The following is a 21,830-nucleotide window of genomic DNA, read 5'->3' as shown; positions in this document are numbered from 1 at the left end:
TCAACAGCGCGACCATTTGCTTGATAGATTCGATCCCGATTCGTTTATGGGACGGAGCTCAAAAAGCACCGTCCATCGGAATCCAGACCACGCAGCGTTCCAACTGGTATTCCAAGCAAGTTGACAAATAAATTATTAACCAGAAAAAACAGATAGATACCGATTTGTTTCAAATTACCCCGGCCCACCACTTCAAAGCATCGACAGAGCCCGCCCAGTGCGGGTTTTGTTGTTTCTGAGGTTTGGAAAGCCTCGCCGACCGGCTTTCGGATTTTTCCTGCACGATCTGGCGCCGTTGGTGAACTGGCGCGCGATGACCGACGCGGATAGCCTTCCCCGGCCGCTGCAAAATCAGCGACCGGGTTTAGCAGCTCGGTTAATATCAAGGCCTGCAAAGCCAGCCTCTGCTCCTACGATGCTTTTTCGCGTCGGTTGGTTCGCGTTATGGCGGCTGTGCGTGGGGCACTTTCGGGTGCGCTGGGTTCCTTGATTCCTGGTCTGCTAACCCGCGTACAGTCGCCACCCTTTTCGTTTAGCAGCGATGTCTGGCGGCTCCATTAATCAAGGAGTTTCAGCCATGAAAAAAATCACCCCCAATCCACCCTCTGCCAACCTCTTCACCCTCACCCAAGACATCCCCGCCGAAACCCTGCTGATTCAGGCCAGCGAAACCCTCGCGTCACTCAACGCCATGACCACCGATCTGGCGTTCGAACTGGAGGGCGCACACCGTCACAAGCTGCTGGCAGCCCAACAACTTATTGTATTGGGCGAGTTGTTGATCGATCGCATGCTGGACACGCTGGCGCCCCGCCACGGTGCGCAACCTGCCCCGTAACGAAAAAGGCCGAGACGCGCTCAAGCGGCTCGGCCTTAGAGCATTATTCGAGCCCCTGAATATTCCCCCCATCCGTTCACGAAACGTTCAGAAACCCTGACAGATACTAGCCAATCGCAATGACCGTTCCCCCCGGACGGCCCCCTGCCCTGGTAGCCACAACCCATGACGCGCCCCGCTCCTTTGCTGCTGTTGCTTGCTGCTTTGTTGTTCTTCTTCGCCCTGGGAAACCACGAGCTGCAAGGTTCCACCGAAGCCCGCGTCGCCGGGATTGCCATGGCCATGCACCTGGACAATAACTGGGTGGTGCCGCAGTTGTTTCGCGAGCCCTTTCTGGAAAAACCGCCCCTAAGCCTGTGGATCGACGCCGGGGCGATTCGTCTGTTTGGCGGCACCACGTGGGCCGTGCGGCTGGCTTCGGCGTTTGCCGGGTTGTTCAGTGTGATGCTGTTCTACGCGATGCTGCGGCAGTTTGGCCGCCCAAAAATATTGGCGTTCAGCGCGGCGCTGATCCTCGCGACCATGGCCAGTTACTGGAGCAATGTGCGCGGCGTCGGTGAGGATTCGTTGCTCAGCCTCGGTGTGACCACCGCGCTGCTGGCGTTCTACCAGGCCGTGCGACCTGAGCGCGAGGGTTCCAGCGCTTGGGCCTGGGCGCTGTTTACCGTGGGGATGGTGATCGCCACGTTGAGCAAGGGCGTGCTGGGCCTGGCAATGCCGGGCATTGTGATTTTTGTGTACTTGGCCAGCACCAGCTTGATGGACAAACGCCTGCGCATTGGCGACTGGCTGCGGCCCGCGCTATTCACCTTGCTGGCGCTGGTGCCGCTGATGATCTGGTTGGGTTTCCTGTATCAGCGCGGCGGCCTGCAGGCGGTGGGCGAGGTGCTGTGGACCAACAGCGTCGGGCGGTTCAGCGGCTCGTTTGTCGAAGCCGGGCATTACGAACCGATCTATTACTACATCGCCAAGCTGCCGGAGGCATTCCTGCCCTGGAACATCCTGGTGTACCTGGGGTTGTGGCACTTCCGTAAAAGCCTGGTGCAGAACCGTTACCGTTTGTTTTTCAGCGTGTGGCTGGTGGCGCAGTTCACCCTGCTGACGCTGGCGTCGAGCAAACGCACGGTGTACCTGATGGCATTGACGCCTGCCGCGGCCGTACTGGCTGCCGAATATGCACGGGTATTGCTGGGGTGGCTCAAAGACCACAGGCCTGCGCTGTATAAACACCACAGAACGTTGGTGGGCGGCGTGTTTACGCTGGCGGTGGCCTGCTATCTGGTCGCCGCGTTCTGGTTCGCGCCCAAAGCCGACGTGCGCCAGTCGTTCGTGCCGTTGATCAGTCAGATCCAGGCACTGCAAGCCGAAGGCAGGGAGGTGGTGTTGTTTCAGCCCAACGAGCGGATTGCCGGAGCCAGTGTGTTCTATACCCAGGCCTATCTGCCGATCCTGCAGACGGAGACCGAGCTGCGCGCCTACTTGGCGGCCAAGCCCGGCAACCTTGCGCTGCTGGACCATACCGACGAGTTTACCCAACCGGTAACGGTGGTCAAGGAGATGTCGATCAACCGCCAGCCCTATTACTTCATTGAGCAGTAGGGCCGGCGCGGGGCATCAGTGCTTGGTGAGTTTGTCCAGGTAACCCATGGCAAACGCCGAGACCACGAAGGTCATGTGGATGATCACGTACCACATCAAATGCTGCGGATCGACGTTTTTGGCGTCCATGAAGATGCGCAGCAGGTGAATCGAGGAAATCGCCACGATGGACGCCGCCACTTTCATCTTCAGTGACGAAGAGTCCATGGTGCCCAGCCAGTTGAGCTTTTCCTTGTTCTCATCGATGTCCAGTTGCGAGACGAAGTTCTCGTAGCCGGAAATCATCACCATCACCAGCAAGCCACCGACCAGCGCCATGTCGATCAACGACAGCAGCAGCAAGATCACTTCCGATTCCAACATGCTGAAGATGTTAGGCAGGACGTGGATGATTTCCTGGAAAAACTTCAGCGCCAAAATCAGCAGGCCCAAGGACAACCCGAGGTAAATCGGCGCCAGCAGCCAGCGCGAGGCATACATCGTATTTTCGATAAAGCGTTCCATTGGATCTCACACAGCTTGGCTAAAAATGGCTGCGAGTATACCAGCCGCCGTCAAACACCTGTAACCGCGAGAAATCTGACCTGGGCGGCATCTGTAAGAGAATTTTTCTGCTAGTGTCGAGCCCATCAACTCGGCTCGATGCTGTCGGACAGGAAGATTCAGATGACGGATGTGCGATTCCCTTTGGCCACGATTGGCCTGTGTGCGGCGTTGCTGATGGCCAGCGGCTGCTCTCCCAAAGAAGAGCAGAAACAGGCCAGCCTCGAAGAGAAAACCGCAAAGTTCGAACAGTCGCTGGACAGCATTCAAGACCCCAAGCTCAGAGACGCCATCGCCGACCTCGGCGGCTCGCTGCTGTTACTGGAGCGGGCGCGCGTCAAGCTCGCCGACAAGCCCATCGAAGCCGAATACGGCGAAGACACCCTGGCCCTGCTCAAACACTACCCCTCGCCCCAGGCTTTGGTCGACACCTACATCAACGGCCTGTTCGTGCTGCGCCGGGGCTCGCACTCCGATTACCTGACGGACCTGCAGCCGGTGTTCCCGTTCAACTTCAACTCGCCGGACCAGTTCCCGTTCCCCCACGCCCTGGAATGGCAGTCGGTGACCTTGAGCAACAATAAAGTCATCCCCTTTCAGCCGGAATGGTCGGAAACCGACCCGGGTATCCAGCTGAGCCCCAGCAGTTCCAACCTCACCAACCCCGATGACCTGACGGTGACTTACCCGTTCATCGAAGGTATCGAGACCGAGAACAAAAGCCAGCCGCAGCCCGTGAGCCTCAAGGGCGCGGTGGAAGTGATCGCGCCGGGCAAGGTACTGACCTTCGACTTGTCGAAAAAAGACGTGGGGCACACACGCACCGAGGGCAATATCACCCTCAACCTGCTGCTGCTGGAAAAAAACTACGCCGAGATCGAGCTGACCAACAGCGCGCCGCTGGCGCCGGAAGTCGGTGAGGAGTCGCCCAACCCGCTGCTGGTGCAGGCGCGCGACAGCACCGGGCAGTTTCTGACCCGCTCGGGCTCGATCAATGAGAACGCTGCGCAAGTGGCGTTCTACGAGAAACAGCTGGCCGAGATGCAAAAGCAGACGGCCTGGTCGGATGCCTTCGAAAAACAACTGACGGACGAACAAAAAGCCTTCGAACACAAGCAGACCAGCCACTACGCCAAGGTGTATTTCAACGGCCTGATCGATAACCTGCAGGTCGATGTACTGGATTTTTCCAAGGCCACGGTCACGCGCAAAGACCTCGACCTGCCGGTGCTGCGCTTTGACAAGAACAGCCTGCAGAACACCGTGCAGCCCTTGCCGATGCCGGTCACGGTGTATGACGACGGCGCCGCCAGCTGGCTCAAGGACGCGGCGATGACCGAGGATCAGTTGAAAAACAGCGTCACCATCAGCCAATCGACTGACGACTCCAGCGCCGCGAAGATCGTGTTCGATCACCCGTTCACCTTCAACGACGACCTGGTCGGCGCCGAGCGCAACAACAGCGACGCGCCTATCACCTTCTTCACCGCGGACGACAAGGGCGAACGCGGCGAGCCCATCGAGCTGCCGGCCGAAGCCTTCGAGCTGAACGCCGGAAGCGGCACGCTGACTTACGACCTCAACCTGTTCCCGGAAAACCCGGCCTTTGTGGTCGGCTCGGTGCCGCTGTTCCTGGCCACCATCGAGAAAGCCACGCTTGACGTGACCAAACTGCCTAAAGGGCTGTCGCTCAAGGACAACGCACTGGTTGTCGACCAGAAGGAATTCCCCGCCGACAGCTGGCGCTTCTACGCCAAAGACGCCAGCGGCAATTACCTCAAGGAAATTCTCGGCGTAAGCCACCGCGCCGAGGAATACGGCACCGCGCTGTTCGACGTGCATTACTTCTACGGCCAGCCAACCACGCTGGAAAGCTACCAGCGTACCGACCTCGACACCGTGCAATACGGCTTCGAGGTCAAGCTCGATAAGCCGCAGGGCAAATGATGCTCAGTGGTGGGTCTCGCTGGCCGGGTGCGAGCGCCCGCCATTGAGCTGGCGCAGATGGGCCTGCAGGTGCAGGCACCAGATCTGCGGGTCGTCCGCCAGCTCGTAGCCGTGCAGGGTCAGGCTTTCGACAATTGACTCCAGAATGGTTTCTGCCACGAAAGGCCCATGAAACGGGCCCTGAGACTTGATAGTGGAAGGCTGTTCACCGGTCATTCCGGCCGCAAACAGCAGCGTCCACATCCCGTTATCCCCCGCAAGAGGGCGAATGGAGCATTCGATACGGGTGACCAGGCCCAGGCACTGGCGGGTAAGGCAAAGGTTGCGCGACATGGCAGCGACCCTCGGTAGTTCGGTATTCAACCTCAGCCTGAAGCGAGGCTGTTTCTATCCAGCGACTCCTGTGGATATCCCTAGCGCTGAGAATAGAAGAAAACCGGTACAAACCAAGGTTGCAGGGACCAACGGCGTTGGCCCTTGCTGAACGAGTCAAAAACATGACGAATAGGACTTTGTGGCGGACGGGCTTGTTGTGGCGAGCGGGCTTGCCGCGCGTTGGGCTGCGTAGCAGCCCCAATCAGATCGCTCGCCACACGAGCCCGTCAGCGCGGCGAATCAGGTCGGCTTGGCTTCGGCCAGCGCCTGCTGCGCCAGCTCCTTTTCCGCCTCCTTCAAGTCTTCTTCGCTGATCATCTCGGCAATCGCGCGCAAACGCTCGACCACCCGCGCGTTGACGGTGCCTTCCGGGAACTGCCCCTCTGCGTCAGGCTCACCGGCATCTTCCCCCACCAGCAGGCTCAGTGCCTCGTCCGCCTGGCGCACCGCATAGATGTGGAATTGCCCGTCGCGTACGGCTTGCAACACCTTTTCATCCAGCATCAGCGTGGCCACGTTGGCTTGCGGAATGATCGCCCCCTGCTCGCCGGTCAACCCGCGCGCTTCGCAGAGGCGGAAGAAGCCTTCGATTTTCTCGTTGACCCCGCCCACGGCCTGCACTTCGCCAAACTGGTTGATCGAGCCGGTAATCGCAAAACACTGCTTGAGCGGGGTTTTCGACAAGGCCGAAATCAAGGTGCAGGCCTCGCCCAGGGACGCACTGTCGCCGTCCACATAACCGTAGGACTGCTCCAGGGCGATACTCGCCGAGATCGCCAGCGGGAATTCCTGGGCATAGCGGCTGCCCAGGTAACCGGTGAGGATCATCACGCCCTTGGAGTGAATCGGCTGGCCGAGGTTAACCTCGCGCTCAATGTCGACAATCCCGCTGCCGCCGGGGTACACCGTGGCGGAAATCCGCGCCGGCACGCCGAATGCCGAATCACCGACCTCCAGCACCGTCAGCCCGTTGCACTTGCCGACCGCCGCACCCGCAGTGTCGATCAGGATCACCCCGGCGAGCATGTCATCGAGAATCCGCGCCGACACCCGCCCGGTGCGCGTGGCCTTGGCCTTGAGCGCGCGTTCGATATGGCCGGCGTCGGTCATTTCGTCGCCGGCCAGGTGGCGAATGAAATCCGCCTCGCTGACCAGCTGGAACAGGTCGCCAATGCGTGCCGACAAGCGCCCCTGGTGCTCCGCCAGGCGCGCGCTGTAGGTCGCCAGGCGTGCAACCGCGTCTGAGGTCAGCGGCGCCATGCCTTCTTCCGAGGTACGGGTTTTAAGCAACTGGGCAAACTGCTCCAGGCTTTCGTCGACCATCGGGATGTCTTCGTCGAAGTCCACGAGAACGCGGAACATCTCCTGGAAGTCCGGGTCGGCGTCCTGCAACGCGTAGTACAGCTGGCGCGAGCCGATGATGATCACTTTGACCTGCAGTGGAATCATCTGCGGGTTGAGCGTGACGGTCGCCAGGCGGCCCAGCTCGCCCAGCGGGGATTCCATTTTCAGTTTGCGCGACTGCAAGGAACGCTTGAGGGCGTCCCATACAAACGGCTCGCCGAGCATTTTTTCCGCTTCCAGAATCAGGAAGCCGCCGTTGGCACGGTGCAACGCGCCGGGGCGCAATTGGCGATAGGTGGTGTAAAGCGCGCCCTGGTCGGTGCTGTATTCGATACGGCCGAACAGGTTGTCGTAGGTCGGGTGCGGTTCAAACACCACCGGCGCGCCGCCGTTGACCGGGTGGCCGACCACCAGGCTCGGGCAGTATTGCTCTTCGAGCAGCTTGCGCGCCTGGGCATCGGTCTTGGCGTCATCCACCAATTGCTCGACTACGGTTTTCAGCAGGTACACCTGCATGGCTTGCAGGTAACCGCAGACGGCTGCGTTCTCGGCGTATTTTTCCGACAACGGCGCCAGCAAAGGCTGCAGGGCCAGGGTGATGGTTTCTTCGTTGAACTGGCGCAGTTGGTTGTTCGACTCGCGTTTCCACTGCGGCAGGCTGGCCAACTCTTCGTTCAGGCGTTCTTCCAGCGCGGAAATATCCGTGTGGAAACGCTCGCGGTCGGCTTCCGGCAATTGCGAAAACTCGGCCTCATCCAGCGCCTTGCCGTCGAGCATCGGGGTGAAGGCAATGTTGGAGCTGTCACGGTAGAGCGCCACGTCTTTTTCCAGCGCCAGGCGTTCGATCACGTCCAGGGCCTTGTCGTAACGCTGGTTGAAGGCGCGGTCGATGGCGCTTTTACGCTGTTGATAAGTCGGGTGCTCGAACACCGCCGGGAAGGTCGCGACCAAATTGTCGACCAGGCCGTTGATATCGGCGATGAATGCCGCCGCGCCACCGCCCGGCAATTCCAGGGCACGCGGTTCGCGCGGCTCGTCAAAATTATTCACGTAGACCCAATCGGCCGGGGTCTGCAGGCGCTTGCCTTCGGCTTTCAGGTAGCGTTTGACGAACGAAAAGCGGCCGGTGCCCGGCTCGCCCATGACAAATACGTTGTAACCGGGGCGTGGCATGGCCACACCGAACTGCAAGGCTTCAACCGCACGTTCCTGGCCAAGCACACCGCGAAAGGGCTCCAAATCATTGGTGGTCGAGAAGCTGAACTGTTCAGCGGAGAAAGGGCGAGTCAGCGCTTCGGGCGCTAGACGCAAGCTGGCAGCAACAGGATCAGGCATCGGGCTTCCTTACATCAGGCGGGGCAGATGACGGCATTCTGGCTCCCGGTTACGCGCTATGGCAAGGCGCTCCTGTGGGAAAGCATAGTCACGGGATGCGTCCTGGAAAAAAATTGCGTCAACACTGATTGTTTTATAAAAACACACGGAACCCTTGGAACGTGCCTAAACTCCAAACTGCGCGGGTTGGACTAATAACCGATCCCTAGGGCGCTATTAAGTGCCTGAACCCTTGTCCATTGGTTTGCACACTAAGAGAACAAAGCTATGAAACGGATCCTTCTTGGTACTCTCTTCACCGTCGTCTCCCTCAATGCAATGGCTGAAGCACCAGGTGGCCCGAACTGCGGTTGGGGCAACATGTTGTTCGAAGGCCAGCGCGGTACTCCAGCGCACTTCCTGGCTTCCACCACCAACGGTACCTCCGGTAACGCCACGTTCGGCATGACCTCGGGCACCAACGGTTGCAGCACCAACAGCGCCCTGACCTACGGCGGCAAGTCCTGGATTGCCATGAATGGCATGATGAACGAGCTGTCCGAAGACATGGCCAAAGGCAACGGCGAAGCACTGACTACCTACGCGGTAGTTCTGGGCGTTGCACCGGAAGATCGCGAGCACTTCGCTGCCGTGACTCACGAGCACTTCCAGCAAATCTTCAGCAAAGCTGACGTGACTGCTGACGACGTGCACAACAACACCCTGGCTGTACTGAAAAGCGATACCCGTCTGGCGAAATACGCTACCCAGGCTTAAGCTCGACCTGCCCGCGCCTTTCGAGGCGCGGGTTTTAATTTTTGGACCCCCTCCTCTTTGGGTCTCACTTTTTCCGACTTAAGTTGCCCCTATGCTCAAACGCTTTGCCTGGCTGGCACTCTTTGCTTGCGCCCCGCTGTATGCGGCGCCGCACCTCGATGATCAACGTTTGCAGCAATTGGCCAACGATCCGTTCTGGTTATCCCTGGGGCATTACGAAGCCGGCAAGATCAGCGGCTGGCGCAGCTATGTCAGCGACAAGAAATTCTTCCTTGCGCCCGATGGCGCCCACCATCCGGACCAGGAACTCAAGGCCACCGTAGAGGCGCTGTATGCCCCGGCCAGCCTGGGTGAAAAACACGCCCAATGCGTTTACCCCGCACGTACGCTCTGGCTCAAGGATCAGTTGAACCTGACCGACTTGCCCGCGCTGGACTGCACAGAATTCAAGCAATGGTTCAAGGACGTCGCCCCGCACAGCGCGGTGATGATCTTCCCGGCCGCCTACCTCAACAGCCCGTCGTCGATGTTCGGCCACACCCTGCTGCGTATCGACCAGGCTGACGTACAGAGCAACAACACCGCCCTGCTCAGCTATGCGATCAACTTCGGCGCGTATATCGAAGGCTCGGACAACAGCATTCTCTACGCCTGGAAAGGCCTGATGGGCGGCTACCCCGGCCTGTTCGCCCTGGTGCCCTACCAGGAAAAACTCTCGGAGTACCGTAGCCTCGAGAACCGTGACCTGTGGGAATACCGCCTGAACCTGACCCAGCTCGAGACCGAGCGCATGGTCCGGCACGTGTGGGAACTCAAGCAGATCCAGTTCGACTATTTCTTCTTCGACGAAAACTGCTCGTATCGCCTGCTCGAACTGCTGCAAGTGGCGCGTCCCGGCCTGCGCCTGACCGAACAGTTCCCACTCACCGCCATCCCGACCGACACGGTCAAAGCCGTGAAAGATGCCGGCCTGGTGGAAAAGATCGACTATCGCCCGTCCCGTGAGCGCGAGCTGCTCGAACGCGCCAAGCCGCTGGACAGCGACGAACAACAATGGGTACTCAAAGTCAGCGATGACCAGAAGCAATTGCAGGAGCCGGCGTTCAAAGCCCTGCCCCGCGAGCGCCAGGCGCTGATCATCGACGCCGCCTACCGCCTCGGCCGCTACCGCGCCAATGGCCTGGAGCGTGACACTGAGCGCTCGCAACGCAGCTTCGAACTGCTGCGCGCGATCAACCAGAACCCGGCGCCGGACCTGAAAATCACCCCGCCCGGCCTGCCGGAAAACGGCCATGAATCACGCACCTGGCAAGCCGGCATCGGCACCCGTGGCGACAAAGCCTTCGGCGAATACGGCCTGCGCATGGCCTACCACGACCTCAACGACAACGCCGAAGGCTTCCCCCTCGGCGCGCAGATCGAAATCCTGCAAATGAAACTGCGCCAGTACGAAGGCAACCACTGGCAACTGCAGCAACTCGACTTGGCCACCATCCGCTCCCTGACCCCGCGCAACGCCTTGCTGCAGCCCTGGTCATGGCAAGTCACCGGCGGCCTGGAGCGTGTGCCCGGCAAACACGACGACGAAACCCTGGTGGCCCACGTCAACGGCGGTGCCGGCGGCACCTGGCAACTGACCGACGACATGCTCGGCTTCGCCCTCGGCACCGTGCGTGTGGAGCACAACAACGACTTCAACGAAGCCATCTCCCCGGCGGCCGGGTTCAACACCGGCGTGCTGTGGAAAAACCCGCTGGGCAACCTGAGCCTGGAAGCCAAGGGCGACTTCTTCACCAATGGCGAAGTGCGCCGTAGCATCAGCCTGAACCAGCAGTGGGAATTGTCGCGCAACCTCGGCCTGCGCCTGAGCGCCCAGCGCGAGTACAGCCACCTGTCCTCACCGGTGAATGAGGTGATGCTGGAAGTGAAGTGGTATCACTACTGACCCACGCCCAGTGAAACCACAATGTGGGAGGGGGCTTGCCCCCTCCCACATTGGCCTCGCATATATTCAGACAGAGCTGTCGCCTGCTACCACAGGATCAGTGCACGCCTTGAGTCCGACACTTTTCTCACCACCCTTTCACACCTCCCCGACAAATCCCTGACTAGACTTACCCTATAAGCCGGTAAACGGCCAGGGAGTACGCCATGTGGCGGTATGCGCTAATGCTGTGCGCGGTAGTGTGGCTGTCGGGTTGCCAATCAACCCATCAGGATTTGCTGGCCAAGGGTTATCCACCGGCGTTTGCCGATGGCTTTGATGATGGCTGCAGCAGCGGTCGTCAGGCCGCTGGGGTGATCACTGGGGAGTTTCGCAAGAATGTGCCGCGCTATCTGAAGGACCGGCAGTACGCCGAGGGCTGGGAAGATGGCTTTCGCCAGTGCAAGGCCATGCGCGAAAACCAGGAGTTGCGCGACTACAAGGACAACCACTGGGATGATCGCGAACGTGACTGGCAGCAGGAGAAAGACCGCGACGCCGCCAGGGCCTATCGCTCGCAATAGGTCGCTTTCAGACATCCATCGAAACTAAAGCGCGGCGACCATGGCCCAAACTCCATTGAGGGAGACTGTCATGAGCCGAGCTTTTGTTAACGAAGATAACGCCGCCGCCCAGGCCGACCAACCGGTCGAGCGCCAGGTCAGCGAGCAGCCCAATCACTTGACTGCGCAAGGGTTGGCGCAGTTGCAGGCCAAGGTTACGCAGTTGCAGCACGAACACAGCGCAGAAACCGCCAAAGGCGATAAGGCCGATAAGCAGCGCCAGGCCGACCTTGAGCGGGATTTGCGCTACTTCAACCAGCGAGTGCACAGCGCCCAAGTGGTGGCCCCGGCCACGTCCACCGACAAGGTGCGGATCGGCAGCTGGGTGACCTTCGCCAACGAGCAGGACGAGCAGCAGCGCATTCAATTGGTCGGCGAAGACCAGGCCGACGCTCACGCCAACCTGATCAACTGGGGTTCACCCCTGGGCCGCGCTTTGCTGGGTGCCCAGGTGGGCGACGAGGTGCTGTGGAAGCGCCCCGTCGGCGATCAACTGATCGAAGTGCTGCGTATCGAGCCCGAGGCCTAGACGATGCCTTGGGCCAGCATCGCGTCGGCGACTTTGACAAAGCCTGCGATGTTCGCGCCTTTCACGTAGTTGACCCGGCCGTTTTCCTCGCCGTAATGCACGCAGGCGTGGTGGATGGACTGCATGATGTTGTGCAACTTGCTGTCGACTTCACCAGCCGTCCACAGCAGGCGCATGGCGTTCTGCGACATTTCCAGGCCACTCACTGCCACGCCGCCGGCGTTGGATGCCTTGCCCGGCGCGAACAGAATGCCCGCCTCGATAAAGATATCCACAGCCTCGAGGGTGGTCGGCATGTTGGCGCCTTCGGCCACGCAGATACAGCCATTGTGCAACAGGGTGCGGGCAGCTTCGGCGTCGAGTTCGTTTTGAGTGGCGCATGGCAAGGCGATGTCGCAAGCCAGTTCCCATGGAGTTTTGCCTTTGCGGAATTCCAGACCGTAGCGGGAAGCCAACTCACTGATGCGACCGCGCTGCACGTTTTTCAGCTCCAGCAGAGCCGACCACTGTTCCTCAGTCAAACCGCTTTCGGCGTACAGGGTGCCTTCGGAGTCGGACAGGGAAATCACCTTGCCGCCCAGGTCCATGACCTTGCGCGCCGCGTACTGCGCAACGTTGCCGGAGCCGGAGACGGCCACACGCTTGCCTTCCACCCGCTGGCCGCCGCGCTTGAGCATTTCTTCGGCGAAATACACGCAGCCGAAACCCGTGGCTTCGGGGCGGATCAGGCTGCCGCCGTAGGTCATGCCTTTGCCGGTCAGCACTGAAGTGAATTGGTTGCTCAGGCGTTTGTATTGGCCAAACAGGAAGCCGATTTCGCGGGCGCCCACGCCGATATCACCGGCCGGCACGTCCACGTCCGCGCCGATATGGCGGTACAGCTCGCTCATGAACGCCTGGCAGAAGCGCATGACTTCGGCGTCACTTTTACCTTTTGGATCAAAGTCCGAGCCGCCTTTACCGCCGCCCATGGGCAGCGAGGTCAGGGAGTTCTTGAAGGTCTGTTCAAAGGCGAGGAATTTCAGCACGCCGAGGTTCACCGACGGGTGGAAACGCAGGCCGCCTTTATAAGGGCCGATGGCGCTGTTCATCTGGATACGGAACCCGCGATTGACCTGGACCTTGCCGTGATCATCCACCCACGACACCCGGAAGGTAATCGCACGTTCCGGCTCACAAATGCGCTCGAGGATGCCCGAGGTCAGGTAGTGGGGGTTGGCTTCGAGAAACGGCCACAAGCTGCGCAGGACTTCTTCTACGGCCTGGTGAAATTCCGGCTGGTCGGGGTCGCGTTTCTTGAGGCGGGCAAGGAAGGATTCGACGGATTCGATCATGCAAATGTCTCGGCAAATTGATTGTTTTTAAAGGAGATTGAGCCGGACATTAGCAATTCATGTCGCACCTGAAAAGCGCAAAATGTCGCCTTTGTGAATTTAAATGGTGCATTCGATATAAATAAATGGGCTTTTTTGCACCATAAAAGGGATTTCAAATCAGGCAATGCACCAGCCGTTAAACCGCCTTCGCGAGCAAGCCCGCTCCCACATTTGATCGATTTCCAACTATGGAATGCGCTCGAATGTGGGAGCGGGCTTACTCGCGAATGAATCCACCTCGGTCCACCTGAATAACACGCAAAAAAAAGCGGAGCCCGAAGGCTCCGCTCTTTCAAACCAACCCGGATCAGGCCAGTTTCTTGTGCCGTACACGGTGCGGCTGAGCAGCAGCATCGCCCAGGCGTTTTTTACGGTCGGCTTCGTACTCGGTGTAGTTGCCTTCGAAGAACACCGCTTGCGAGTCGTCTTCGTACGCCAGAATGTGCGTCGCGACGCGGTCAAGGAACCACCGATCGTGAGAGATCACAATGGCGGCGCCCGGGAAGTCGAGCAGGGCTTCTTCCAGGGAACGCAGGGTTTCAACGTCGAGGTCGTTGGACGGTTCGTCGAGCAGCAAAACGTTGCCGCCCTCTTTCAAGGTCAGGGCCAGGTGCAAGCGACCGCGCTCACCACCGGACAGGTCCTTGACGAACTTCTGCTGGTCGCCGCCCTTGAAGTTGAAACGGCCTACATAGGTGCGCGACGGGATTTCATAGTTGCCGATGCGGATCTGGTCGGAGCCATCGGAAATCTGCTGGAACACCGTCTTGCTGCCGTCCAGGTCTTCGCGGCTCTGATCGACGCAGGCCAGTTGCACGGTCTCGCCGACTTCGATGGTGCCCGAGTCCGGGGTTTCCTTGCCCATCAGCATGCGGAACAGTGTGGATTTACCCGCACCGTTACCACCAATAACGCCGACGATCGCGCCTTTTGGCATGGAGAACGACAAGTTGTCGATCAACACGCGGTCGCCATAGCCTTTGGAAACGTTCTTGAATTCGATGACCTTGTCACCCAGGCGCGGGCCGGCCGGGATGTAGATCTCGTTGGTTTCGCTGCGCTTCTGGAATTCCTGCGACTGCATTTCTTCAAAGCGTTGCAGACGTGCCTTGGATTTGGATTGGCGGGCCTTGGCGCCTTTGCGCACCCACTCCAGTTCTTCCTTCATGGCCTTTTCGTGGGCCGACTGCTGCTTGGATTCGGCGGCCAGACGGTCGGACTTGGCTTCCAGCCAACCGGAGTAGTTGCCCTCGTAAGGGATACCGGCGCCACGGTCGAGCTCGAGGATCCAGCCGGCGACGTTGTCGAGGAAGTACCGGTCGTGCGTGATCGCAACCACGGTGCCCGGGAAATCGTGCAGGAAATGCTCCAGCCAGGCGACGGAATCGGCGTCCAAGTGGTTGGTCGGTTCGTCGAGCAGCAGCATGTCGGGGGCCGACAGCAGCAGGCGGCACAGGGCCACACGACGTTTTTCACCACCGGACAGGAATTCGACCTTGGCATCCCACGCCGGCAGGCGCAGCGCATCGGCGGCGACTTCCAGCTGGCGCTCCAGGTTGTGGCCGTCGCCAGCCTGCAGGATGGCTTCGAGCTTGGCCTGTTCGGCGGCCAGCTTGTCGAAGTCGGCGTCTTCTTCGGCGTAGGCGGCGTAGACCTCGTCCAGGCGGGCCTGGGCGTTCTTGATCACGGCCACGGCCTCTTCGACCACTTCACGCACGGTCTTGGTCGGGTCCAGGATCGGTTCCTGCGGCAGGTAGCCGATGTTCAGTTCGGGCATCGGGCGCGCCTCGCCTTCGAACTCGGTGTCGACGCCGGCCATGATTTTCAGCAGCGTGGATTTACCCGAACCGTTGAGGCCGAGCACGCCGATCTTGGCGCCGGGGAAAAAGGACAGCGAAATGTTTTTCAGGATTTCCCGCTTCGGCGGAACAACTTTTCCCAGCCGATGCATGGTGAAGACGTATTGAGCCATGGTGAACCTAGCGTCAGTGACTGATGAATTGAGCGGGCGAAGCCCGTGCCAGGCCATGCGCCGCGCGGGCCGTTGACGATCATCAATGCCTGCGTGCGGAAAAAGCCTGAATGTCTGGGGCTGGAACGCCCTCGCGTAACCGGCAAAGCTACCTGAATGCGCTTGGTCAGTCCAGCCAGGCGGGGCTGGCACTTTGCCACAACTCAAGGCATGCTAGCCGCCCTCCGGGCGTCCGGCTTATAGTGCACGTCGCGCGCCAGTCCAGCCAAACCGCAGGATCACAGCTTGTCCAAAGTCACGCCGCCAACTCCCCTGCGCGCCGCTCATATAGCGCCGGGAGCGCCCCTGCACGGTACCCTCAAAGGCGCATTGGCGACGCTTGTCCTCATGCTGCTCGCGTTATTGTTCTGGCAACTGCTCGACCAATTGCAGCAAAACCAGAAAAACCAGCAGCAATACACCATTGATTACAGCGCCGACCTGGCCGAGCAGATCAGCCTGAACATGGCCCTGAGCGCAAAAATCGCCCTGAACCTGCTGCCGATGGTCGAGCCGCCGCGTGACGGCGAACAGCAACAGGCCTTGATGCGCACCCTGCAACGCTCTCTGCCGGAGTTGCGCAGTATCGCGCTGCTGGCGCCCAGCGGTGCAATGCTCACCGACAGTGCCAGTGACAGCCAGGACAGCGCCTGGCTGGAAGAACTGGTACAGCGCAGCCATTCGCAGTCCTACTACCTGAGCAACAACAACGACGGCACGCTCATTTATCTGTTGCTGCACCAGCCCAGCGGCGGCTCGCGGGTGTACTGGGTATTGCGCCTGACGCCCAACTACCTGACCAACCTCACCCGCCAGGACAGCCAGGGCCAGCGCCCCATGTGGGCCATCGAAAACCGCCTCAACCACCGCGTCATCGGCCGTGACAGCGGCATGCCGGCCCAATGGGCGACCGCCCTGACCCCGGACGAACTGAATAAAAGCGTACTGGTCACGCCCTTGAGCAAAAGCGATTGGCAGTTGCGTGGGCTGTTCGACCGCACCGCGGTGCTGGAACAACTGCTGCCGGCGTTTATTGGCAAATGCCTGTTGGGCCTGGCGTTTTCGCTGATCCCGGTGATTGTGCTGCTGAACATGCGCCGCCGTCAGCGCCAGGTGCATGAGGGCCGGCGACGTTATCAGGATATTTTCGAAGGCACCGGCGTGGCCCTGTGCGTGCTTGACCTGTCGGGCCTGAATGCGTTTTTCGACAAGGCGCACTTGCACACCCGCGAGCAATTGCAGACGTGGCTGCAGGACAACCCGGTCGAGCGCCAGCAACTGCTCAAGGAACTGCGCATCACTGAGGTCAACCAGGTGGCCGTGCGCCTGTTGAATGTCGCCTCCTGCGATCAGGCGTGGGAACGGCTGATCGATGACTGCCCGCGCAACGCGACGTCCATCGGCTACCAGGTGCTCGAAGCGGTCCTCACCCAGCAGAAGCAGCTGGAGCTGGAAATTCAGCTCAAGGACGTGGCCGGCAACGAACAATACCTGTGGCTGGTAATGCGACTGCCCGAGCAGCAGGATGACTTCAAGGCGGTGATCCTCAGCATCAGCGATATCACCAGCCGCAAGCTGATCGAACTGTCGCTGGTGGAACGCGAGAGTTTCTGGTCGGACGTGGTGCGCACCGTGCCCGACCACCTGTATGTGCAGGACGTGATCAGCCAGCGGATGATTTTCAGCAACCACCATTTGGGCCATACGCTCGGCTATAACAAGGCCGAACTGCAGCAAATGGGCGAGTATTTCTGGGAAATCCTGCTGCACCCCGAAGACGCCGAGCACTACCACGCGCTACGCCAGCAGCAACGCGAAATCGGCTACACCACCCAGCTGCAATGCCAGCTGCGCTTTCGCCATCGCAATAACCAGTGGCGGCGCTTCGACATTCGCGAACAGGCCCTGGCCCGCGACAAGACCGCGCTGGTCACGCGGATCATCGGCGTGGCCAAAGACATTACCGACCAGATCGAGGCCAGTGAATCCCTGCGCGACAGCGAGCAGCGCTATCGCATGCTGGCCGAAAGCATCAGCGACGTGATCTGCTCCACCGACAGCCACTTGGCCCTCAACTACATCAGCCCGTCGGTGAATGCCGTGCTGGGCTACGACGTGGATTGGGTGTTCAAGAACGGCTGGCAGTCGATCATCGCCAACCCGCAGCAATTGACCGGTATCTACAGCCTGATGGAACAGGTCAGCCGCGCGCTGGGCGATCCCGAAGCGTTGAACACGTTGCGCGATGACATCCAGACCCAGCTGTTCCTGTTCGATTGCCTGCGCGCCGACGGCCGCAAGGTGCCGATCGAGTTGCGCCTGGTGCTGGTGTGGGATGAGCACGGCGCGTTCGAGGGCATTCTCGGTGTGGGCCGTGATATCAGCCAGCAGCGTCGCGCCGAAAAAGACCTGCGCATGGCGGCCACGGTATTCGAACACTCCACGTCGGCGATCCTGATCACCGACCCGGCCGGTTATATCGTGCAGGCCAACGAGGCGTTCAGCCGAGTCAGCGGGTATGAGGTGGCGGACGTCCTCGACCAGTTGCCGAACATGCTCACCGTCGATGAGCAACAGGAAGCCCACCTGCGCTACGTGCTCAAGCAATTGCACCAGCACAGCACCTGGGAAGGCGAAGTGTGGCTCAAGCGCCGCAACGGCGAGCATTACCCGGCGTGGGTCGGCATTACTGCGGTGTTCGACGATGAAGGCGACTTGGCCAGCTACGTGTGCTTCTTCAGCGATATCAGCGAGCGCAAGGCCAGCGAACAGCGCATCCACCGCCTGGCCTACTACGACGCCCTGACCCACCTGCCCAACCGCACGCTGTTCCAGGACCGCCTGCACACCGCGTTGCAGTCGGCCGAGCGACAGAAGTCGTGGGTGGTGCTGATGTTCCTCGACCTTGACCGTTTCAAGCCGATCAACGACTCCCTGGGCCACGCCGCCGGCGACCGCATGCTCAAGGAAATGGCCACTCGCCTGCTCGGCTGCGTGGCCGAAGACGACACCGTGGCGCGCATGGGCGGCGACGAGTTCACCTTGCTCCTGCAACCGCGGGTCAGCCGCGAATTGGCGCTGAACCGCGCGATCCACGTGGCTGAGCAAATCCTCGCCAGTCTGGTTAAGCCGTTTGTGCTGGAAGGCCGCGAATTCTTTGTGACCGCGAGTATCGGCATCGCCCTCAGCCCGCAGGACGGTAACGAACTGAGCCAGTTGATGAAGAACGCCGACACGGCGATGTATCACGCCAAGGAACGCGGCAAGAACAACTTCCAGTTCTACCAGGCTGACATGAACGCCAGCGCCCTGGAGCGCCTGGAACTGGAAAGCGACCTGCGCCACGCCCTGGAGCAGAACGAATTCGTGCTCTATTACCAGCCGCAGTTCAGCGGCGACGGCAAACGCCTGACCGGCGCCGAAGCCCTGCTGCGCTGGCGCCATCCACGTCGCGGGCTGGTGCCGCCGGGGGACTTTATCCCGGTACTCGAAGAACTCGGGCTGGTGGTGGACGTCGGCGACTGGGTGATCAGCGAGGCCTGCCGCCAGCTCAAGACCTGGCACCAGAACAAGGTGCGCGTGCCGAAAGTCTCGGTGAACATCTCCGCACGGCAGTTCTCCGACGGCCAACTGGGCACGCGCATCGCCACCATCCTCAAGGACACCGGCCTGCCGCCGGCGTGCCTGGAGCTGGAGTTGACCGAAAGCATCCTGATGCGCGAAGTCAACGAAGCCCTGCACATCCTCGACAGCTTGAAAAACCTGGGCCTGAGCATTGCGGTGGATGACTTCGGCACTGGCTATTCGTCGCTCAACTACCTCAAGCAGTTCCCCATCGACGTGTTGAAGATCGACCGTACGTTCGTCGATGGCCTTCCGTCCGGCGAGCAGGACGCGCAGATCGCCCGCGCGATTATCGCCATGGCCCACAGCCTGAACCTGGCGGTGATCGCCGAGGGCGTGGAGACCCATGAGCAACTGGACTTCCTGCGTGAGCATGGTTGCGACGAGGTGCAGGGCTACCTGTTCGGGCGGCCGATGCCGGCGAACCGGTTTGAGGCGCAGTTCAGCAACGACGCCCTCTTCATGTTCGACTGAGATTTTGTGGTGAAGCCACTTGCCCCCGATAGGGCTAGCACAGTCACCGCTTATCCCCAGGTGAGCCCCACTTGTCCGCGACATGATGTCCTTTCATATGCCATCTAAAACCCATTGGGTTAGAATGCCCTCCTTTTCTGCCCCCGATCCTTGAGGACCGCCATGTTCAGCCGTGATTTGACTATTGCCAAGTACGACGCCGATCTCTTTGCCGCCATGGAGCAAGAAGCCGTGCGCCAGGAAGAGCACATTGAGCTGATCGCTTCGGAAAACTACACCAGCCCAGCGGTCATGGAGGCTCAAGGTTCGGTTCTGACCAACAAGTACGCCGAAGGCTACCCAGGCAAGCGCTACTACGGTGGTTGCGAGTACGTCGACGTGGTTGAGCAGCTTGCTATTGATCGCGCTAAAGAACTGTTCGGCGCCGATTACGCCAACGTCCAGCCGCACGCCGGCTCCCAAGCCAACAGCGCCGTGTACCTGGCCCTGCTGCAAGGCGGCGACACCATCCTGGGCATGAGCCTGGCCCACGGCGGTCACCTGACCCACGGCGCCAGCGTTTCCTCGTCCGGCAAGCTGTACAACGCGGTTCAATACGGCATCGATGCCAACGGCCTGATCGACTACGACGAAGTCGAGCGCCTGGCCGTCGAGCACAAGCCAAAAATGATCGTGGCCGGTTTCTCTGCCTACTCGCAGATCCTGGATTTCCCGCGTTTCCGCGCTATCGCTGACAAAGTTGGCGCCTACCTGTTCGTCGACATGGCTCACGTAGCCGGTCTGGTTGCCGCTGGTGTCTACCCGAACCCGGTGCCTTACGCTGACGTGGTGACCACCACTACCCACAAGACCCTGCGCGGTCCACGTGGCGGCCTGATCCTCGCGCGCGCCAACGCCGAGATCGAGAAGAAGCTGAACTCCGCGGTATTCCCGGGTGCCCAGGGTGGCCCGCTGGAGCACGTGATCGCCGCTAAAGCGATCTGCTTCAAGGAAGCCCTGCAGCCTGAGTTCAAGACTTACCAGCAACAAGTGGTGAAGAACGCCCAGACCATGGCCAGCGTGTTTATCGAGCGCGGCTTTGACGTGGTGTCCGGCGGTACTGAAAACCACCTGTTCCTGCTGTCGCTGATCAAGCAGGACATTTCCGGTAAAGATGCTGACGCTGCCCTGGGCAAAGCCTTCATCACCGTGAACAAAAACTCCGTGCCGAACGACCCACGTTCGCCGTTCGTCACCTCGGGCCTGCGCTTCGGCACCCCGGCTGTGACCACGCGTGGCTTCAAGGAAGCAGAGTGCAAGGAACTGGCTGGCTGGATCTGCGACATCCTGGCTGACCTGAACAACGAAGCCGTGATCGACGCGGTGCGTGAGAAGGTCAAGGCCATCTGCAAAAAGCTGCCGGTATACGGCGCTTGATTGCAGTTGCTTGACTAAAAAGCCCGGCTCTTGAGCCGGGCTTTTTTATGCCAGTCGGCATTTGAAATGCGGTTACTTGTGTTTCAAGTCAGGGTTGATAGACCTTGGCAAAGCCTTCGCGAATCTTGTCTTCCGGCAACTCATCGGCAATAAACACAATCACACTTTCGCGCGCCTCACCCTCGGCCCACTCGGTATCCCAATCGAAACCGTAGAGTTTCAGCACGCCTTGGAACACCATCCGCCGGTCTTCGCCGGCAATGTTCAGCACGCCCTTGTAGCGCAGCAGTTGCTTGCCGTGCTCTTCCAACAGCTCGTTCATGAACTCGCTGAGGCGGTCGATATCCAGCGGCTGGTCGGTGCGCAGCACCAGGCTGGAAATGCGGTCGACGCTTGGCGCAGCGCTGACCGGGCGCAAGCTCATGCCGGCGTTGAGGTTGAAGCCGCGCACATCGAGCAATTCGGCCAGGTCGATGGCGCCGTGATCGACCACGCGGATTGGGGCGCGGCGGTTGATGCGGGTCAGGCGCTGGCTGAGGGCGTCGAAGGTCGCGTCGTCCACCAGGTCGCGCTTGCTCACCAGCAGGCGGTCGGCGAACCCGATCTGGGCCTGGGCGATGATCTGGGTCAGGTGATGTTCGGAGTGGGCCGCGTCCACCAGGGTGATGATCCCGTCGAGGATGTAGCGCTCGCGCAGTTCTTCATCGATGAAAAAGGTCTGGGCCACCGGCGCGGGGTCCGCCAGGCCGGTGCATTCGATCACTAGGCGGTCGAAGGCAATCTCGCCGCTGTCCAGACGCTCGAGCAGCAGGTACAGGGCTTTGGTCAGGTCGGTGTGGATGGTGCAGCACACGCAGCCATTGGACAGGGTCATGACTTGCACCGGCTCGGCGCCCAGCAGCTGGGTGTCGATACCGGCGTCACTGAATTCGTTCTCGATCACGGCGATTTTCAGGCCGTGCTCGGCCTTGAGCAGGTGGCGCAGCAAGGTGGTCTTGCCGGCGCCGAGGAAGCCGCTGAGGATGGTGACGGGGATGGGAGAGGACAAGACAGTTCTCCTGATAACTGAAGGAATACAAAACAAATGTGGGAGCGGGCTTGCTCGCGAAGGCGGTG

Annotated in this window: 16 protein-coding genes; 9 read left to right on the top strand and 7 right to left on the bottom strand. The window is 60.3% G+C overall.

Annotated features, from left to right (window positions below; genetic code table 11):
* Positions 1–44: 44 nt before the first annotated feature.
* Complete coding sequence (locus WBR57_RS03570) at positions 45–395, bottom strand: hypothetical protein (RefSeq protein WP_424082171.1); 351 nt, start codon at positions 393–395, stop codon at positions 45–47.
* Positions 396–577: 182 nt separating this feature from the next.
* Here WBR57_RS03570 and WBR57_RS03565 point away from each other — a divergent pair, with 182 nt between their 5' ends.
* Positions 578–838, top strand: a complete 261-nt coding sequence (locus tag WBR57_RS03565) for a DUF6124 family protein (RefSeq protein ID WP_424082169.1) — start codon at positions 578–580, stop codon at positions 836–838.
* A 165-nt stretch (positions 839–1,003) separates the two neighbouring features.
* The gene (locus WBR57_RS03560) at positions 1,004–2,437 is read left to right on the top strand and encodes an ArnT family glycosyltransferase (RefSeq protein WP_424082167.1); all 1,434 of its coding nucleotides are present in this window, start codon (positions 1,004–1,006) and stop codon (positions 2,435–2,437) included.
* Positions 2,438–2,452: 15 nt separating this feature from the next.
* On the opposite strand, the gene WBR57_RS03555 is transcribed toward WBR57_RS03560, so the two are convergent.
* Complete coding sequence (locus WBR57_RS03555) at positions 2,453–2,941, bottom strand: TIGR00645 family protein (RefSeq protein WP_099487081.1); 489 nt, start codon at positions 2,939–2,941, stop codon at positions 2,453–2,455.
* Between the two features lie 162 nt (positions 2,942–3,103).
* On the opposite strand from WBR57_RS03555, the gene WBR57_RS03550 reads away from it, so the two are divergent.
* Positions 3,104–4,927, top strand: coding sequence for a hypothetical protein (locus WBR57_RS03550; RefSeq protein ID WP_424082165.1), 1,824 nt, complete (start codon positions 3,104–3,106; stop codon positions 4,925–4,927).
* Positions 4,928–4,930: 3 nt separating this feature from the next.
* Here WBR57_RS03550 and WBR57_RS03545 read toward each other — a convergent pair whose 3' ends face one another.
* Both WBR57_RS03545 and WBR57_RS03540 read right to left on the bottom strand, forming a co-directional pair.
* Positions 4,931–5,260, bottom strand: coding sequence for a hypothetical protein (locus WBR57_RS03545; protein ID WP_424082163.1), 330 nt, complete (start codon positions 5,258–5,260; stop codon positions 4,931–4,933).
* Positions 5,261–5,542: 282 nt separating this feature from the next.
* Positions 5,543–7,981, bottom strand: coding sequence for a Lon protease family protein (locus WBR57_RS03540; RefSeq protein ID WP_424082161.1), 2,439 nt, complete (start codon positions 7,979–7,981; stop codon positions 5,543–5,545).
* A 267-nt stretch (positions 7,982–8,248) separates the two neighbouring features.
* Here WBR57_RS03540 and WBR57_RS03535 point away from each other — a divergent pair, with 267 nt between their 5' ends.
* The 4 genes from WBR57_RS03535 (at position 8,249) to WBR57_RS03520 (ending at position 11,813) form a co-directional block, all read left to right on the top strand.
* On the top strand, positions 8,249–8,737 hold the full coding sequence (locus WBR57_RS03535) for a DUF3015 domain-containing protein (RefSeq protein ID WP_003215845.1): 489 nt from the start codon (positions 8,249–8,251) through the stop codon (positions 8,735–8,737).
* Between the two features lie 91 nt (positions 8,738–8,828).
* On the top strand, positions 8,829–10,682 hold the full coding sequence (locus tag WBR57_RS03530) for a DUF4105 domain-containing protein (RefSeq protein WP_424082159.1): 1,854 nt from the start codon (positions 8,829–8,831) through the stop codon (positions 10,680–10,682).
* A gap of 206 nt (positions 10,683–10,888) precedes the next feature.
* On the top strand, positions 10,889–11,245 hold the full coding sequence (locus WBR57_RS03525; RefSeq protein WP_424082157.1) for a hypothetical protein: 357 nt from the start codon (positions 10,889–10,891) through the stop codon (positions 11,243–11,245).
* 70 nt (positions 11,246–11,315) lie between these two features.
* Positions 11,316–11,813, top strand: coding sequence for a GreA/GreB family elongation factor (locus WBR57_RS03520; RefSeq protein WP_424082155.1), 498 nt, complete (start codon positions 11,316–11,318; stop codon positions 11,811–11,813).
* Here the strand turns inward: WBR57_RS03520 and gdhA are convergent.
* A complete protein-coding gene (gene gdhA, locus WBR57_RS03515; RefSeq protein ID WP_424082153.1) occupies positions 11,810–13,147 on the bottom strand; it encodes an NADP-specific glutamate dehydrogenase in 1,338 nt (445 codons plus the stop codon). The two genes, WBR57_RS03520 and gdhA, sit on opposite strands and share 4 nt — an antisense overlap.
* A 349-nt stretch (positions 13,148–13,496) precedes the next feature.
* On the bottom strand, positions 13,497–15,161 hold the full coding sequence (gene ettA, locus WBR57_RS03510) for an energy-dependent translational throttle protein EttA (RefSeq protein ID WP_116629325.1): 1,665 nt from the start codon (positions 15,159–15,161) through the stop codon (positions 13,497–13,499).
* Positions 15,162–15,446: 285 nt separating this feature from the next.
* Here ettA and WBR57_RS03505 point away from each other — a divergent pair, with 285 nt between their 5' ends.
* Both WBR57_RS03505 and glyA read left to right on the top strand, forming a co-directional pair.
* Positions 15,447–19,298: a sensor domain-containing protein gene (locus WBR57_RS03505; RefSeq protein WP_424082151.1), complete on the top strand. Its 3,852-nt coding sequence runs from the start codon at positions 15,447–15,449 to the stop codon at positions 19,296–19,298.
* Positions 19,299–19,460: 162 nt separating this feature from the next.
* Positions 19,461–20,714 (top strand): serine hydroxymethyltransferase, encoded by a 1,254-nt coding sequence (gene glyA / locus WBR57_RS03500; RefSeq protein ID WP_015885982.1) that lies wholly within the window; start codon positions 19,461–19,463, stop codon positions 20,712–20,714.
* 88 nt (positions 20,715–20,802) lie between these two features.
* Here the strand turns inward: glyA and yjiA are convergent, their stop codons facing one another.
* The gene (yjiA, locus tag WBR57_RS03495; RefSeq protein WP_424082148.1) at positions 20,803–21,762 is read right to left on the bottom strand and encodes a GTPase; all 960 of its coding nucleotides are present in this window, start codon (positions 21,760–21,762) and stop codon (positions 20,803–20,805) included.
* Positions 21,763–21,830: the final 68 nt, after the last annotated feature.

This window comes from Pseudomonas sp. (assembly GCF_049590575.1).
Classification (GTDB): domain Bacteria; phylum Pseudomonadota; class Gammaproteobacteria; order Pseudomonadales; family Pseudomonadaceae; genus Aquipseudomonas.
The sequence above is the reverse complement of the archived record's forward strand: the minus strand, read 5'-3'. Positions and strand labels throughout refer to the sequence as shown.

What these genes read in the sequence shown, in the direction of transcription:
- WBR57_RS03565 (WP_424082169.1), top strand. Translation starts at nt 578, where the DNA reads ATGAAAAAAATCACCCCCAATCCACCCTCTGCCAACCTCTTCACCCTC.
- WBR57_RS03560 (WP_424082167.1), top strand. Translation starts at nt 1,004, where the DNA reads ATGACGCGCCCCGCTCCTTTGCTGCTGTTGCTTGCTGCTTTGTTGTTC.
- WBR57_RS03555 (WP_099487081.1), bottom strand. Translation starts at nt 2,941, where the DNA reads ATGGAACGCTTTATCGAAAATACGATGTATGCCTCGCGCTGGCTGCTG.
- WBR57_RS03550 (WP_424082165.1), top strand. Translation starts at nt 3,104, where the DNA reads ATGACGGATGTGCGATTCCCTTTGGCCACGATTGGCCTGTGTGCGGCG.
- WBR57_RS03545 (WP_424082163.1), bottom strand. Translation starts at nt 5,260, where the DNA reads ATGTCGCGCAACCTTTGCCTTACCCGCCAGTGCCTGGGCCTGGTCACC.
- WBR57_RS03540 (WP_424082161.1), bottom strand. Translation starts at nt 7,981, where the DNA reads ATGCCTGATCCTGTTGCTGCCAGCTTGCGTCTAGCGCCCGAAGCGCTG.
- WBR57_RS03535 (WP_003215845.1), top strand. Translation starts at nt 8,249, where the DNA reads ATGAAACGGATCCTTCTTGGTACTCTCTTCACCGTCGTCTCCCTCAAT.
- WBR57_RS03530 (WP_424082159.1), top strand. Translation starts at nt 8,829, where the DNA reads ATGCTCAAACGCTTTGCCTGGCTGGCACTCTTTGCTTGCGCCCCGCTG.
- WBR57_RS03525 (WP_424082157.1), top strand. Translation starts at nt 10,889, where the DNA reads ATGTGGCGGTATGCGCTAATGCTGTGCGCGGTAGTGTGGCTGTCGGGT.
- WBR57_RS03520 (WP_424082155.1), top strand. Translation starts at nt 11,316, where the DNA reads ATGAGCCGAGCTTTTGTTAACGAAGATAACGCCGCCGCCCAGGCCGAC.
- gdhA (WP_424082153.1), bottom strand. Translation starts at nt 13,147, where the DNA reads ATGATCGAATCCGTCGAATCCTTCCTTGCCCGCCTCAAGAAACGCGAC.
- ettA (WP_116629325.1), bottom strand. Translation starts at nt 15,161, where the DNA reads ATGGCTCAATACGTCTTCACCATGCATCGGCTGGGAAAAGTTGTTCCG.
- glyA (WP_015885982.1), top strand. Translation starts at nt 19,461, where the DNA reads ATGTTCAGCCGTGATTTGACTATTGCCAAGTACGACGCCGATCTCTTT.